Annotated in this window: 12 protein-coding genes; 5 read left to right on the top strand and 7 right to left on the bottom strand. The window is 73.1% G+C overall.

The window, feature by feature from the left end:
• Position 1: 1 nt before the first annotated feature.
• The 5 genes from hypF to POL72_RS47450 all read left to right on the top strand — a co-directional run bounded on the left by hypF (position 2) and on the right by POL72_RS47450 (position 7,350).
• Positions 2-2,365: a carbamoyltransferase HypF gene (hypF, locus tag POL72_RS47470; protein WP_272103722.1), complete on the top strand. Its 2,364-nt coding sequence runs from the start codon at positions 2-4 to the stop codon at positions 2,363-2,365.
• Positions 2,366-2,367: 2 nt separating this feature from the next.
• Positions 2,368-2,613, top strand: a complete 246-nt coding sequence (locus tag POL72_RS47465) for a HypC/HybG/HupF family hydrogenase formation chaperone (protein WP_272103886.1) — start codon at positions 2,368-2,370, stop codon at positions 2,611-2,613.
• Positions 2,610-3,719, top strand: a complete 1,110-nt coding sequence (hypD, locus tag POL72_RS47460) for a hydrogenase formation protein HypD (RefSeq protein WP_272103720.1) — start codon at positions 2,610-2,612, stop codon at positions 3,717-3,719. The genes POL72_RS47465 and hypD overlap by 4 nt, the downstream gene beginning before the upstream one ends.
• The gene (hypE, locus tag POL72_RS47455; protein ID WP_272103719.1) at positions 3,704-4,744 is read left to right on the top strand and encodes a hydrogenase expression/formation protein HypE; all 1,041 of its coding nucleotides are present in this window, start codon (positions 3,704-3,706) and stop codon (positions 4,742-4,744) included. Before hypD ends, hypE begins: the two co-directional genes overlap by 16 nt.
• Positions 4,745-4,992: 248 nt before the next feature.
• Positions 4,993-7,350 (top strand): DUF2169 family type VI secretion system accessory protein, encoded by a 2,358-nt coding sequence (locus POL72_RS47450; RefSeq protein ID WP_272103718.1) that lies wholly within the window; start codon positions 4,993-4,995, stop codon positions 7,348-7,350.
• An 88-nt stretch (positions 7,351-7,438) separates the two neighbouring features.
• On the opposite strand, the gene POL72_RS47445 is transcribed toward POL72_RS47450, so the two are convergent.
• The 7 genes from POL72_RS47445 to POL72_RS47415 all read right to left on the bottom strand — a co-directional run bounded on the left by POL72_RS47445 (position 7,439) and on the right by POL72_RS47415 (position 13,557).
• Positions 7,439-8,263 (bottom strand): DUF4123 domain-containing protein, encoded by an 825-nt coding sequence (locus POL72_RS47445; RefSeq protein ID WP_272103717.1) that lies wholly within the window; start codon positions 8,261-8,263, stop codon positions 7,439-7,441.
• Between the two features lie 14 nt (positions 8,264-8,277).
• Positions 8,278-8,634 carry a PAAR domain-containing protein gene (locus POL72_RS47440; protein ID WP_272103715.1) on the bottom strand — a complete coding sequence of 119 codons (357 nt, stop codon included), beginning with the start codon at positions 8,632-8,634 and terminating at the stop codon, positions 8,278-8,280.
• 19 nt (positions 8,635-8,653) lie between these two features.
• The gene (locus POL72_RS47435; RefSeq protein WP_272103714.1) at positions 8,654-10,660 is read right to left on the bottom strand and encodes a type VI secretion system Vgr family protein; all 2,007 of its coding nucleotides are present in this window, start codon (positions 10,658-10,660) and stop codon (positions 8,654-8,656) included.
• Positions 10,661-10,806: 146 nt separating this feature from the next.
• Positions 10,807-11,640 carry a class I SAM-dependent methyltransferase gene (locus POL72_RS47430; RefSeq protein WP_272103712.1) on the bottom strand — a complete coding sequence of 278 codons (834 nt, stop codon included), beginning with the start codon at positions 11,638-11,640 and terminating at the stop codon, positions 10,807-10,809.
• The gene (locus tag POL72_RS47425; RefSeq protein WP_272103710.1) at positions 11,637-12,056 is read right to left on the bottom strand and encodes a cupin domain-containing protein; all 420 of its coding nucleotides are present in this window, start codon (positions 12,054-12,056) and stop codon (positions 11,637-11,639) included. The genes POL72_RS47430 and POL72_RS47425 overlap by 4 nt, the downstream gene beginning before the upstream one ends.
• 431 nt (positions 12,057-12,487) lie before the next feature.
• The gene (locus POL72_RS47420; protein ID WP_272103708.1) at positions 12,488-13,303 is read right to left on the bottom strand and encodes a hypothetical protein; all 816 of its coding nucleotides are present in this window, start codon (positions 13,301-13,303) and stop codon (positions 12,488-12,490) included.
• On the bottom strand, positions 13,300-13,557 hold the full coding sequence (locus tag POL72_RS47415) for a hypothetical protein (protein ID WP_272103707.1): 258 nt from the start codon (positions 13,555-13,557) through the stop codon (positions 13,300-13,302). Before POL72_RS47415 ends, POL72_RS47420 begins: the two co-directional genes overlap by 4 nt.
• Positions 13,558-13,960 lie beyond the last annotated feature (403 nt).

Raw genomic sequence — 13,960 nt, 5'->3', positions numbered from 1 at the left:
CGTGCCGCGCCTCGCGCTCCGCGTGGACGGCATCGTCCAGGGGGTCGGCTTCCGGCCGTTCGTGTACCGGCGCGCGTCCGCGCTCGGCCTGGGCGGCTGGGTGCGGAACGGCCCCGGCGGGGTCGAGATCGAGGTGCAGGGGCCGGAGCGCAGCCTGCACGCCTTCATCGCCGGCCTGACCCGCGAGCCCAGCGCGCCCGCGCGCGTCGAGCGCATCGAGATCGAGCGGCGGGCCGAGGAAGATGCCGGCCCGTTCCAGATCCTCGCCAGCGAGGCGGGGAGCGGGGCGCGCCCGTCGGTGCCCGCGGATCTCGCCGTCTGCGAGGAGTGCGCCCGCGAGGTGGACAGCGAGACCGGCCGCCGCCGCGGCTACCCCTTCACGAGCTGCGCGCAGTGCGGCCCCCGCTACACGATCCTCTCGGGGATCCCGTACGACCGGGCCAGGACCACGATGGATCGCTTCCCGATGTGCCCCGCGTGCGCCGCGGAGTACGCGGACCCCTCGGACCGGCGCTTCCACGCGGAGCCCATCGCCTGCCCTGCATGCGGCCCGCGCGTCCAGCTCGTCGCCGCAGCCGGAGACCCGCTGGAGCCCGGCATTCGGGGCTCCGGGTCGCCTGATGGCGCGCTCCGCGAGGCCGCGGCCGCGGTGCTGGCGGGGAAGGTGGTCGCCGTGAAGGGGCTCAGTGGTTTCCACCTGCTCGTCGACGCGACATCGCCGGACGCTGTCGCGCTCCTGCGCCGGCGGAAGCGCCGCGACGCCAAGCCGTTCGCGGTGATGTTCGGCTCGCTCGACGCCGTGCGCGGCGCCTGCCGCGTGTCTCCCGCGGAGGCGGACGCGCTGCGCGGTCCCGAGGCGCCGATCGTGCTGCTGCGGCGCCTCTCGCCCGCCGCCGCGCGGGTCGCCGTCGCCGACGCTGTCGCGCCGGGGACGCCGCGCCTGGGTGCGCTGCTGCCCTACACGCCGCTCCACCGGCTGGTGCTCCAGCTCGTCGGTCGGCCCGTGGTCTGCACGAGCGGCAACCTCTCGGACGAGCCTATCTGCACCGACACATCGGACGCGCTGGAGCGCCTGAGCGGCATCGCCGACCTGTTCCTCGTGCACGACCGGCCGATCGTGCGCCCCCTCGACGACTCCGTGGCCCGCGTCGGGCCGGCCGGCGTCGAGCTCCTCCGCCGCGCGCGCGGCTTCACCCCGCTGCCTCTCCCGCTGCGGGTCGACGCCCCGCCGATCCTCGCCCTCGGCGGCCACCTGAAGAGCACGACGGCGCTCTTCTTCGACGGCCAGGTGGTCGTCAGCCAGCACCTCGGCGACGCGCACACCGCGGAGGGCGCCGCCCTCATAGAGCGCACGGCCCTCGACCTCGCGCGCCTGTTCCGGGTGCGGCCGGAGCGCGTCGCCTGCGATCTCCACCCCGACTACGCGTCCAGCCGCATCGCCGAGCAGCTCGCGGCGGCCTTCCGCGCGCCGCTCGTCCGGGTGCAGCACCACCACGCGCACGTCGCCGCCTGCGTGGCCGAGCACGGCCTCGACGGACCTGTCCTCGGCCTCGCGTGGGACGGAGCCGGCTACGGGCTCGACGGCGCCCTCTGGGGCGGCGAGGCGCTGGTCGTGGACGGGGCGTCGTTCCGCCGCACGGCGCACCTCCGCTCCTTCCCGCTGCCGGGCGGCGAGCGCGCCATGAGGGAGCCGCGCCGCTCCGCGCTCGGCCTGCTCTGGGAGCTCCGCGGCGAGGGCGCCCGGGACCACGCGCGCTCCTGGTTCCGCGAGGCCGAGCTCGGCCCGCTGCTCTCCATGCTCGCGCGCGGGACGAGCTCGCCGCGCACGACGAGCGTGGGGCGCCTGTTCGACGGGGTAGCGGCGCTCGCGGGCCTGCGCGGGGCGGCGAGCTTCGAGGGGCAGGCCGCCATGGAGCTGGAGTGCCTGGCCGAGGCGGCCGGCGCGCAGGCGGGCTATCCGCTGCCGCTGCGCGCCGGCGCGCCCGGTGTGCCGGCGGTGCTCGACTTCGGACCGCTGATCGACGCGGTGCTCGACGATCGGCGTGACGGCGTGCCGCCGGGCGTCATCGCGGCCCGCTTTCACGCGGCGCTCGCGGACGTCGCCGAGGCGCTCGCTGCCGCGAGCGGCCTCGGGCGCATCGTGCTCGCGGGCGGGTGCTTCCAGAACGCGCTCCTCGCCGCGTCGATCCGCGAGCGCCTCGCGGCGCGAGGCGTGGAGGTCTACGCGCCGAGGCTCTACCCGCCGGGCGACGGCGGCCTGTCGCTCGGCCAGGTCCTCGTGGCCGCGCGGCGCGGCGCGGACGCGGAATCGGACGTGGAATCGGACGTGGAATCGCACGCGGAATCGCACGCGATGGAGAGGTGACGATGTGCCTCGGCATCCCCGGCAAGGTCCTCGGCGTCGCGGGTGGCGATCTCCGGCTCGGCCGCGTCGCTTTCGGCGGGATCGTCAAGGAGATCTGCCTCGCCTACGTGCCGGAGGCGGAGGCCGGCGATTACGTGATCGTGCACGCGGGCTTCGCCATCAGCCGCATCGACGAGGCGTCGGCGCGACGGACGCTCTCCTACCTCGACGAGCTCGGCGCGGCGCGCGAGGGGGAGGAGCCGCGATGAAGTTCATCGACGAGTACCGCGACGCGCAGCGCGTCGGGCCGTACGTGGAGGCGATCCGGCGGGTGGTCTCTCGCCCCTGGTCGATCATGGAAGTCTGCGGCGGTCAGACGCACGCCATCGTCCGCTTCGGCCTGGACGAGCTCCTGCCCCCGGAGATCTCGCTCCTCCACGGCCCGGGCTGCCCGGTGTGCGTCACGCCGGTCGAGCTCATCGATCGTGCGCTCGAGATCGCCTCGCGGCGCGAGGTCACGTTCTGCTCCTTCGGCGACATGCTGCGCGTCCCCGGCTCCAGCGACGACCTGTTCGCGGTGAAGTCGAGGGGCGGCGACGTGCGCGTCGTCTACTCGCCGCTCGACGCGCTCGCGCTCGCCGAGCGCCTGCCGGATCGTGAGGTCGTCTTCTTCGCGGTCGGCTTCGAGACCACGGCGCCCGCGAACGCGATGGCGGTGTTCCAGGCGCGGCGCCGCGGCATCCGGAACTTCTCGCTCCTCGTGTCGCACGTGCTCGTGCCGCCTGCGATGGAGGTGATCCTCCGGGCGCCGGATCGGCGCGTCGACGGGTTCCTCGCCGCGGGCCACGTGTGCACGGTGATGGGCATCGACGCCTACCGTCCGCTCGCCGCCGAGCACCGCGTCCCCATCGTGGTCACGGGCTTCGAGCCGATGGATATCCTCCAGGGCATTTTCATGTGCGTCCGGCAGCTCGAGGAGGGCCGCACCGACGTGGAGAACCAGTACGCCCGCTCGGTGCGCGAGGCCGGCAACGAGGCCGCGCAGCGCATGATCCGGGAGGTCTTCGAGATCGTGCCCCGGACCTGGCGAGGCATCGGTCCCATCGCCGGGAGCGGGCTCGGCCTCCGGGCGCCGTACGCGGACCACGATGCAGAGCGGCGGTGGGCACCGGCAGGCGAACCGGAGCCCCGATCGAAGACCGACTGCAAGAGCGGCCTCGTGCTCCAGGGGGTGATCAAGCCGCCGGACTGCCCCGCGTTCGGCGCACGCTGCACGCCGGAGACCCCGCTGGGCGCCACGATGGTCTCCTCGGAAGGCGCGTGCGCGGCCTACTACCGTTACCGGAGGGCGGACCCGCCGTGCGGTTCGAGATGACCTGCCCCGCGCCGCTGCGCGAAAGGACGATCCAGCTCGCTCACGGCGGCGGCGGGCGGCTCATGCGTGAGCTCATCGAGCATGTCTTCCTGCCCGCGTTCGACAGCGCTCCTCTCTCGACACGCCATGACGGCGCCGTGGTGCGGCTCGGCGGCGCGTCCCTGGCGTTCACCACGGACACCTACGTCGTGCATCCGCGCTTCTTCCCCGGCGGCGACATCGGCAAGCTGTCCGTCTACGGCACGGTGAACGATCTCGCCATGACGGGCGCCCGGCCCGCTTACCTGAGCGCCGGCTTCATCGTGGAGGAGGGGCTGCCCATCGGCGAGCTCCAGCAGATCGCGCTGTCGATGCGCGCTGCTGCGGACGCGTGCGGGGTCGAGCTCGTGACGGGCGACACCAAGGTGGTCGACCGGGGCAAGGGAGATGGGCTGTTCATCAACACCGCCGGCATCGGCGTGGTGCCCGAGGGCGTGGTCATCGCGCCGCGCCGGGTCCGACCGGGCGATGCCGTGCTCGTGTCCGGCGATGTGGGGCGGCACGGGATCGCGGTGCTGTCCGTGCGTGAGGCGCTGGCGTTCGAGGAGCCCGTGGAGAGCGACTGCGCGCCGGTCCAAGGCCTCGCCGCGGCGCTCATCGACGCGGGGTTCGACGTCCACTGCCTGCGGGATCCGACCCGCGGCGGGCTCGCAGCCGTATTGAACGAGATCGCGCTCGACGCGGGCGTCCACGTCGAGGTGGAGGAAGCGCAGATCCCCGTGGAACCTGCGGTACTCGGTGCGTGCGAGCTCCTCGGGCTCGACCCGCTTTACGTGGCGTGCGAGGGCCGGCTCGTCGCGTTCCTGCCGGAAGCCCAGACGGAGCGCGCCCTGGCGAGCCTGCGCGACCACCCGCTCGGCCGGGGGGCCGCGCGCATCGGCCGGATCGTCGGGGACGGGAAAGGGAGCGTTGTCCTGAGGACCCGGCTCGGGACCCGGCGCACACTCGACCTGCTCTCCGGCGAGCAGCTCCCGCGGATCTGCTGAGGCCGCGGATCGGAGCGCGCGAAGCATTCGTGTCGGGCGAGCCGTGCAGGGCTGAGCGACACGGCACCGTGGGCGTCGAGATCGTTGTCCGTCGAGCTGGTCACGACCTCATCACCCCATGTCGTGCGCGCCTCTTACCTATCTTGCTCTATGTCCACCGAAGGAGCGTGTCCCCGCCATGGCGAGCGGCGATGTCGGCGGTCGCCTCGTAGTCGAGCCGCCGGAGTGGTGGTACCGTCGGCCCACCTATGGATGTCGTCTCCGAGGGGCCGCTCCCCGTCGCCTCGCTCCTCTGGCAGGTGCGCTCCTTGACCTGGGTGCTCACCGTCGTCTGCAAGGCGACCTTCACGCTCGCGCCGGGCGAGTCGCCGCTCGCGCCCGCGCAGGAGCCGATCCGCGAGCGCGACGCGCACCTGGACGACGACCCCGCGCGCAGCCTGATCGAGGCGAGCGATCTCGCGCCGCTCAAGCAGGGCGCCGATGTCGTCCTCGTCGGCCACGCCCACGCGCCCGGCGGCAGCCCCGCGCGGTCGCTGATCGCGCGGATGGCGGTGGGCGAGATCGATAAACCCATTCAGGTGTTCTGCGATCGCCTGTTCACCCAGGAGGGCGAGCTCCTGGAAGGAGCGCACTTCACGACGATGCCGCTCGCCTACGAGCGCGCCGCGGGCGGGCCGGACACGGACAACCCTGCGGGCATCCATCGCGCGGCGCGCGACGCCCGCGGCAGGGCCGCCGTCCCGAACCTCCTCCCCGTGGATCGGGTCGTGACCAGCCTGGACGACCCCATCGCGGCGGTGGGCTTCGGGCCCATCGGCCCCACGTGGCCTTTGCGGCACCGCAGGCTCGGCAAACACGCGGCGGCCTGGTCGTCGGGAGCGCTCCTCTCGAGCCCGCTGCCGGAGGATTTCGACCGCACCTTCTTCAACGTCGCTCCGCTCGATCAGCGCCTGCTGCAGCTCCGCGAGGACGAGCAGATCGTGCTCGAGAACCTCCATCCCCGCCACCCGCGCCTCGTCACCAGCCTTCCTGGCGTCCGCCCGCGGGCGACCGTCACCGGCCGCGCCGGCGGGCCGCGCGATCTCTCCATGCGCTGCGACACGCTCGTGATCGACGCCGATCGCCTCCTCTGCACGCTGACCTGGCGAGGCCAGCTCCCGCTCGCGAGCCCCAAGGAGTCAGGGCAGATCCGCGTCTCGCTGGAGCGGCCCGCGAGGCAGGCGCCCGCCGAGGCAGCCACCCCCTCGGCGCCGGGGCCCCAGCCGCCGCCGCGCGTGGGCCCGGCCGGGCCCACGGTGAAGCCTCCCTCCCTCGGCCCGTCGACGTTGACCCTCGACATCCACGCGAAGTCGCCCGACGCGCCGCAGGCGACGATCATGCCCTTTCGCGCGGGACCGCCTGCGCCGCCTCCCCCCGAGGCGCCCGCTCCGCGGCCGGCCGAGCCGCCCCGTTTCCGGTCGAAGCGGAGCTCGATCGAGGGCGAGACCGGCGACATCACCGAGGAGGCGACGAAGGTGCCTCTCCCCTTCGTCGCCCCGTCCTCGGCGCCGCCCCCCGCCGCCGCATCCAACACCCCTCCTTCGAACAACCCTCCTCCGAACACCCCCTCTCCGATCCCTGCCCCGCCGATCGCCAAGGCCTCGCCCGGCGAGCCGGTGAGCCCCTGGGCGGCCGGCGCTCCGCAGCCCGGGTCGGGCGCCGCAGGCATGATCCCGCACGCGCCGGCGGCGCCGCAGACCATCGGCGCGATGTTCGCGGGTGCGGGCGCGGCGGCGGACTCGAGCGCCGCGTTCGCGCCGGCGGCGGCGCAGCGGGACGCGCTGACGCTCGTCTGGTTCGATCGGAAGAGCGTGCCGCGCATCGTCCGCAAGCCGGCCTGGCAGCGCCTGCTCGACGCGATGGAGGACGAGCCCCTCGATCCGGAGGCCGACGATCCGGCCCTCTCCGACGAGCCCGCCGAGATCGAGGATCGGGCGCAGGTCTTCGAGATCCTCGATCGCGGCGCGGCCACCGACGTCGCGGGCGTGCACGGGGCGCTCGCGCGCGCCGCCGGCAAGCGCGGCATGCCGATGCCGCCGCTCGAGCTGGTCGAGGGCGAGCTCTCGCTGTCCTTCGACGAGGTCGAGACGCTGAAGGCCCTGGTCTCCACCGCGACGCCGCTCGCGACCGGCGACGACGCGCTCGCGGCGGCGCTCGAGACCGCCGAGAGATTCCTCGCCACGCCGGGCGTCTCGACCGCGCCCGCCGTGGCCGCAGCGCTGTGCGGGAGGATCCGCGAGGCGCTCGCCCACGGAAAGAGAGGCCGGGTGGAGCTCGCGAGCGAGCAGGTGGAGCGCGCGCTGCTGGAGCAGCGGCACTACCAGAAGCGCAAGGTGCTGGGCGGGCCGCACCTGCGCGCCCTCTTGCGCGTGGCGGGAGAGACGCAGCCGCTCGTGATCTACCTGCCGGCCTCGATCGCCGAGGCGCTGCCGCTCTCGGCGCGCTTCCGGGCGCGGGCGATCGCGGCGGTGCACCCGGCGATGGACGAGCGGGAGGCGGAGCCGGTGGCGCTCCAGGCGGTCGCGCTCGGGCGGGTGGTGCAGGTCCGGCAGGGCCGCGCATCATGAGGGTACGACAGCGGGAGAGGCGCTCACGCCCCCTGCCCGTTCGCGGCCCGCGATGGCGGAGGTCCTCGGCGCTCGGCGCCCAGCGCCGTCAGCCGCACCCGAGCCGCAGCACCTCGCCCGCCTCGCCCTCGACGAGGAATCCGCCGATCTCCGTCCCCACGATCTCGCTCCGCTGCCTCACAGAGCACGACGGCAGGAACGACCGCAGCACCCGCGGATCGTAGAAGCGGAAATAGAGCCTCTTCCCCGTCTCTTCATCCCTCACGATCAGCGACCGCCGCAATCTCTGCCGCACTTCTCGGAGCGGCCTCCGCCCGGTCAGGTAGACTCCCCAGCTCTCGCCCCACCCCTCGTTCACCAGCACCGGCAAGAGCGCCGACCCCTTCTCGATCCGCACGAGGTGCGGCGCCGCCCGGGCCATCGCCTCGCCCGCGACCCCATCGAAGAGCGAGCGATTCTCCTCCTCGCAGGCGCGCAGCAGCGTGAGGATGCGCCGGTCGCGGGCGGCGTCGAGGAGGGCGAAGAGCGGCTCCGGCTCGCTCTGCAGCGCCGCGAGCGCGGCGGCCCGCGCGGCGAGCAGCTCACGTGACGGCGGCGGGCGCGGCGGCGCGGGCGGGAGATCGGCGCCCTGATCGTCGGGCACGAGCCGCAGCAGGAAGTGGGTTTGCCCCGCGACGACGAGGGCGCCGTCGCCGATCGCGGCCTCGGCGACCGCCTTGCCGTCGACCAGCGTCCCCCGGCGGCTCCGATCGAGGAGCCGACAGACGGCGCCGTCCCACGCCGCCTCGAAGTGCACAGGCGCCATCTGCTCGTCCTGCGAGATCACGAGCTCGGCCCGCCCGAGGCGCCCCACGCGCAGCGCCTCGCCGGCCTGGAGGCGCACGCGCCGCCCGGCGAGCAGCCCTGATGTCACGTGGAGCAGCGCCTTCACCCGGCGCCGCCCATCCGGCAGCTCTCGCAATCGAGGAATGGAGTCCCCGACGCGGACGCGGCGAGCAATGCGTCGATCTCGGGGGTCGAGCCGATGTTCACCGTCGGACACCCGGTCACGATCGCGCCCTTCGGCGCCGTCTCGTCGCCGAGCCGCGCGGCCATGGCGCCCTCGATGAACACGGTCGCCGAGCCCTCGACGATCGCGGCGCTGGCCGGGCACGCGGCGCGATCGCCGACCCGCGCCGCGGGCTGGAAGCCGATGTTCACCGTCCTGGCCGACGTGACGATCGGCGTGGGCCCAGGGTGCGTCTGGCAGGTGTGCAGATCGGTGAGGCGCGCGGCGGCGGGCATGATCTCGCTCCTCCTCGTCTCAGGGAGACGGCGTGTCCTTGGGGTGCGCCTCTTCGGCCTGGAGCGGCGCCGCCGGGTTCGCGCCCTGGCCGGCGCCCGGCGCGCCGCCGCTGTTGATGTTGACGACAGTTCCCACGATGTCGACGCCCCCCGGGTGGATGTCGATGAAGCCTCCAGGCCCCTTGATGGTGAGCCGCTGGCCCGCCTCGAGCACCAGGGTCGCGCCCGCCTTGATGTGGAGCTGCCCGCCGGCCTCGAGCGCGTGGTTCGCGCCCACGTGCTCGTCCCGGTTCACGGCGACCGTGAGCGACACGGAGCCGTCGACGGCCTGTCGCTGATCCAGCTTCACGTGCACGTGGTCGCCCCCGTGGACGAGCTGTTTCCGTGTGCCCTTCACGACCACGTGCTCGTCGCCTCCCACGGTGCTCCGCTTGTGGCGCCCGGTGCGCTCGACCTCATCGCGCTTGACGAGCTGGTTCCTGTCGCGCTGCGCCTGCATGTAGACGAGCTCCTGGCCCGCCTGGTCCTCGAACTTGATCTCGTTGTAGCCCGCGCCGCCGGGCGACGAGCTGCTCTTCCAGGTGCTCACCGTCTTGTGATCAGGCAGCTTGTACGGCACGAGCTCACGGCCGTTGAAGGCGCGCCCGGCCACGATGGGGAGATCGGGATCGCCGTCGAGGAAGGCCACGAGCACCTCCTGGCCGACGCGGGGGAGCATGAACATCCCGAAGCCGGCGCCCGCCCAGCCCTGGCTCACGCGCATCCAGCACGAGCTGTTGTCGTCGAGCTTGCCCTCGCGATCCCACGGAAACTGCACGCGCACCCGCCCGAGCTCGTCGGTGTGGATCTCGGCGCCCGGCGGCCCCACCACGGTCGCGCTCTGCAGCCCGGGCGCGACCGGCCTGGGCGTCTTGCGCGCCGGCCGGTACGGGACCTTGGAATCGGCGAAGAGCGCGCGCCCGTGCACGCTCCACGGCTCGTCGAGCGAGGCCGCGATCTCGAGCTCGGCCACCATCAGCGGCCCTTTTCCCACCTCCGGGTGCGGGTGCTGATCGACGGAGAAGACCCGGCCCGGGTAGAGGTCGATCACGTTGGCTTCGAAGAGCACGCCGCGCTTGTCGGCGCGCATCGCCGCGAGGACCCGTGTCGACAGATCGGCTCCGTGCTTCGGGTCGTGGCGGTAAACGCCCTTGGCGTCGCCGACGGGCGCGCCGCCCCCGGCGCTCGCGGCGAGGAACGCGCCGGGCTCGTAGCTGTACTGCTCGTACTTCGCCTCGGGCGCGGGCGCCGGGGGCGCCTCGCCGGTGAGCGCGAACGAGGGTTTGCGGAAGTCGTGGCCGCGGATCGTGCTCGCGCCGGGCCGGACCTCGTGGCTGAACCGCACCCTGGTGACGAACTCGCGCTCCGAGGTCTCGAGGGGGTTGTCGATGTAAGGCAGCGGCGGCCCCGGCCGCAGCGGCTCCGACTCGAGCTTGTCGCTCAGGGTGAGCTTGGCGTCCTTCCCGCTGTCCGGGAAGGTGTAGGCGATGCCTGCCTCTTCGAGGAGGCGGCATAGAAAGGCGTGGTCGCTCTCGCCGTGCTGGACCTTGTACTCGAGCCTTGGATACGCGCCGCGATCGATCTTCCACGCCGGCTCGATCGCCCACTCGCCGAGGAGCGCGTCGACGATGTCGGGGATGGAGAGGTGCTGGTAGATGCGGTGTCCGCGGCGCTGGGTGAGCAGCCAGAGGCGCGGCACGATGCGGAGGTAGTATGTCGAGAGCCCCGTCGGCTCGGCCTGCACCTGCTCCACGTGGCTGCACACGCCCTGCCAGAGCCTGCTGCTCAGCCAGTGGAGGTGCTCGGGGTCGGGCTGGATCTGGAGCGACGCGCTCTGGCCGACGAGCGGCTCCAGCTCGAGATCCGAGAGCCTGGACCGGGCCCACACCGAGACGGTGAAGAGCTCGGAGACGGCCTCCTGGATCACGACACGGCGCACGGAGAGCGAGGCCTCCCCGGACTGAAACGAGAGCTCGAAGATCGACATTCGGATCGGTCCTGGCTGCGAGCGCCGCCGCGGGAGGCTGCGGGGAGCGGATGGTAGCCCACCTCAGGAAAGAACGGGGACGTGGCAACGGGGTCAAGCGAATCGGGCCGCACCGGAGCGCCGCGCTCGTCGAACACGGGGCCCGGTCAGCCGCCGCGTCCCCACGAGTGCGCCGGGGCGAGCCGCGCCTCGAACCAGCAGAACGTCTCGCGCACCCGGAACGCGCCGCCGTCGCCGTGCTGCTCGGCGAACCGCGAGAGCGCCGCGGGCTCGACGGTCCGCGGGTCGAACCGGTCGTGGGTCGTCGCCTGCCACCACCTCAGCAGCGCGTCGAGCGTCGGATACACGTGAGTTCCATGCTGCTCCTCCAGGCGGAGCAGCTGCAGCCCGGCGCCCTCGACGTGGTGCGCGAGCGCCGCGGCCTCCTCGAAGGCGAAGTCCCGCAGGATCCGCTCCCCCGAAGGGTCGGCGAGCCGCGAGAGCTCCCCGACGAGCGCAGGGAGCGACGAGACGCACTGGACGAGGATGCGCCCCGCGGGGCGGAGCAGGTCGCGCATGAGGCGGAGGACCGCTCGCTTGTCGCGGATCCAGTGGAACACGAAGTTCGAGAAGACGAGATCGAAGGGGCGGTTCCGGGCGACCTCGCCGAGGGTCTCGGCCGCCGCCACCTGGAACTCCAGGTTGGGCGCCCCTGCGGTGCGCCGGGCGAGCTCGATCCGCGCCTCGTCCGGATCGATCCCCAGGACGCGCCCGTCGGGGCCCACGAGCTCGGCGAGCTGCCGCGTGAGGCCGCCGGTGCCGCAGCCGAGGTCGAGCACGAGCTCGCCCGGCCTCACGCCGGCGAACGCGATGAGGCGCTGGCCGCGCCCCCTCTGCCAGAGGCTCGCATTCCGGTAGGCCTGCGCGGGGCTCGACGCGGCCACGGCGGGCCCCCTCACGCCGGCGTCCCTGTCGAGGTTCCGAGGAAGGTCACGTCTCATCTCGCACCCCCGTCATCGAAGCGCACGGCGATGAGGTAGCCAGAGCCCCGGACCACGTTCGCGGAGTGCGGGACGCCCGGCGGGATCCAGATGCTCGTGCTCTCGGTGACGTGGTGGACGCGGGAACCGAGCTCGATGCGGTACTCGAGGCCCGTGGGATCAGGGAGGATCACGTTGATCTCCGGGCCGTCGTGGGTGTGCAGCGCCGTGTAGTCCCGGCGCGCCGCCTCGGCGCTGTCCACCCGGTGGATCGCCAGGTGAACCGGGAACCCCGCGGCGAACGACCTGCGGATGCACTCGACGTCCTCATGAAACGCGACAGAGGACAGCGGGCTCGGCACGTTGGCGCGGAGGAGCGCCCCGTCGATCGGCTCTTCGACAGAGAGGTACCTCGTGAGGAGATTCATTGTCGTCATCGGTATCGGCGCAGACATCATGACGCTCCGCTCCGTGTGATGGCGCGGCGGTGCCGCGCGCCCCTGGACGGGTGTTGCGAGCCATCGAGTCATCGAGCCATCGAGTCATCGAGTGACTTTGCAACGCGCATGCCGCCAGGCGCGCCCTCGCCAGCGTGACGTTGATCGGGGCAGCGAAAGCGTACCGATGCGGCAAATCCGGCCGAACTGGGCGAGCCGCGGCGCGCGCCAGGCCAGCGGGTCGACGTCTCCGCCCGGCGAGCCGCCGTGACATGTCACACCCCCGACCGCGACAGCGGCGTGACATGTCACGGCCGGGGGCGTGACATGTCACACCCGACGTCACGCTCTCACCGTGACATCGCGCGCTGCCTGGAACGGTCTGCGCCTCGGCGACGGCTCCCCTGCGGCGTGTACCGCCCCCCCCGTCGTCAGTCGGTGATCGTCTCGTATTGCAGCATCGTCCCGCACGCCGCGGCGAAATACCCGAGGAGCAACATCATGTCCACGCCCGGCCCGAACGCCGTCATATTCGCCGAGGAGAAGAACGCGAACAGGATGTCTCCCGCGGCCATGAGCGCGCAGCCCGCGAGCAGCGATCCCCAGATGGCCCACACCTTGCCGCCGCGGAAGGCCCGGGTGATCCGCAGCATCACCAGCGCGGGGACGAGCGCGATCAGATCGAGGATGGGATAGGCGATGTTGATGAGCCGCTCGCCGAGCGGCACCGGCGCGCGCGCGATCGGGGCGAGCACGGGATAACCGACGATCGCCATCGCCGCCGCCGCGCCCGCGGCGATGCCGAGGTGCTCGCGCGCGCTGCCGACGGGGAAGCCGGCGGCGCGGTACACGAAGACGAAGCGCACCGACGCGGCGATCAACAGCGCATATCCGAGGAGGAACGCGGCGTCCGCGATCGACGGCAGCGGCGTGGGCGCGCGCGCGACGAGCGGGTAGTACACGAGCCCGACCTGGCCCAGGGTGAAGAGCGCGAGCCAGGCGCCGAGGAGGAACCACGGGCCGCGCGCCGGGTTGTCGCGCTCGAGGCGCGCGGCGCTGCGCAGGCCGAACACGGCGGCGACCGCGAGGCACGCGAGCCGCACGAGCGGACCCACGGTATCGACGACCGGCGTGGGGAGGAGCCGCTCCGAGAGCGCCGCGGCCTGCGGCAGGAGGCGCGGGACGTACACCGCGCACACGATCGTCACCACCACCGGCGCCACGCGGCGAACGGGGACTCGCGTCATGGATCTCCTCCCGGCGCGCCGATGGCGGCGCGCGCATCGTCGAGGATCCGCTGCGCCTTGTCCCGCCCGACGAACACGCCGAGCCCCGGCGCGACCGCGGCGAGCAGGCGCTCCACGTCGGCCGGGGACAGGCGCCCGTGCTTGAACGCCAGCTTGTCCGCCTGGCTGCGCACGGCCGCGCGCGCCATGTTCTCGCCGAGGTACGGCGCGAGCACGTGCACGAGCTTCTTGATGACCTCGTCCGCCGGAAGCATCGCCTCGCTCAGCAGCGACGCGCCATGGCAGCCGGGTGCTCGCCTTGGCGGACGACGTGGAGGTTCATGGGGGGCGGTCGCACGGTAGATCGCGTCGCGCGAGAGGGTCAACGAGCGAGAAGATGCGCCCGCGGGCCGCCCGACATGCTCCGTGACGATCGCCGAGAGCTCATCGAGCAGCCCACTCGCGCGCCGGCGCCCGAGAGCCGCGGCGCTCGCGCCGCAGGGTGAACGCGATACCCTCCTTCAGGGTTCGAGGCGTCACGAGGTCGCCGAGGCGCGTCCAGGGAGCCGACCAGCGGCATCGCGATGACCTGGTCCGTCACCGGCCTGAGCGGGTCGATAGCTCATGACGACGATCAGCCATCGGTACAGCTTCACTTTTCCAGGCGGAAGCCGGATG

This window comes from Sorangium aterium, from assembly GCF_028368935.1.
In the GTDB taxonomy this organism is placed as follows: domain Bacteria; phylum Myxococcota_A; class Polyangia; order Polyangiales; family Polyangiaceae; genus Sorangium; species Sorangium atrum.
The sequence above is the reverse complement of the archived record's forward strand: the minus strand, read 5'-3'. Positions and strand labels throughout refer to the sequence as shown.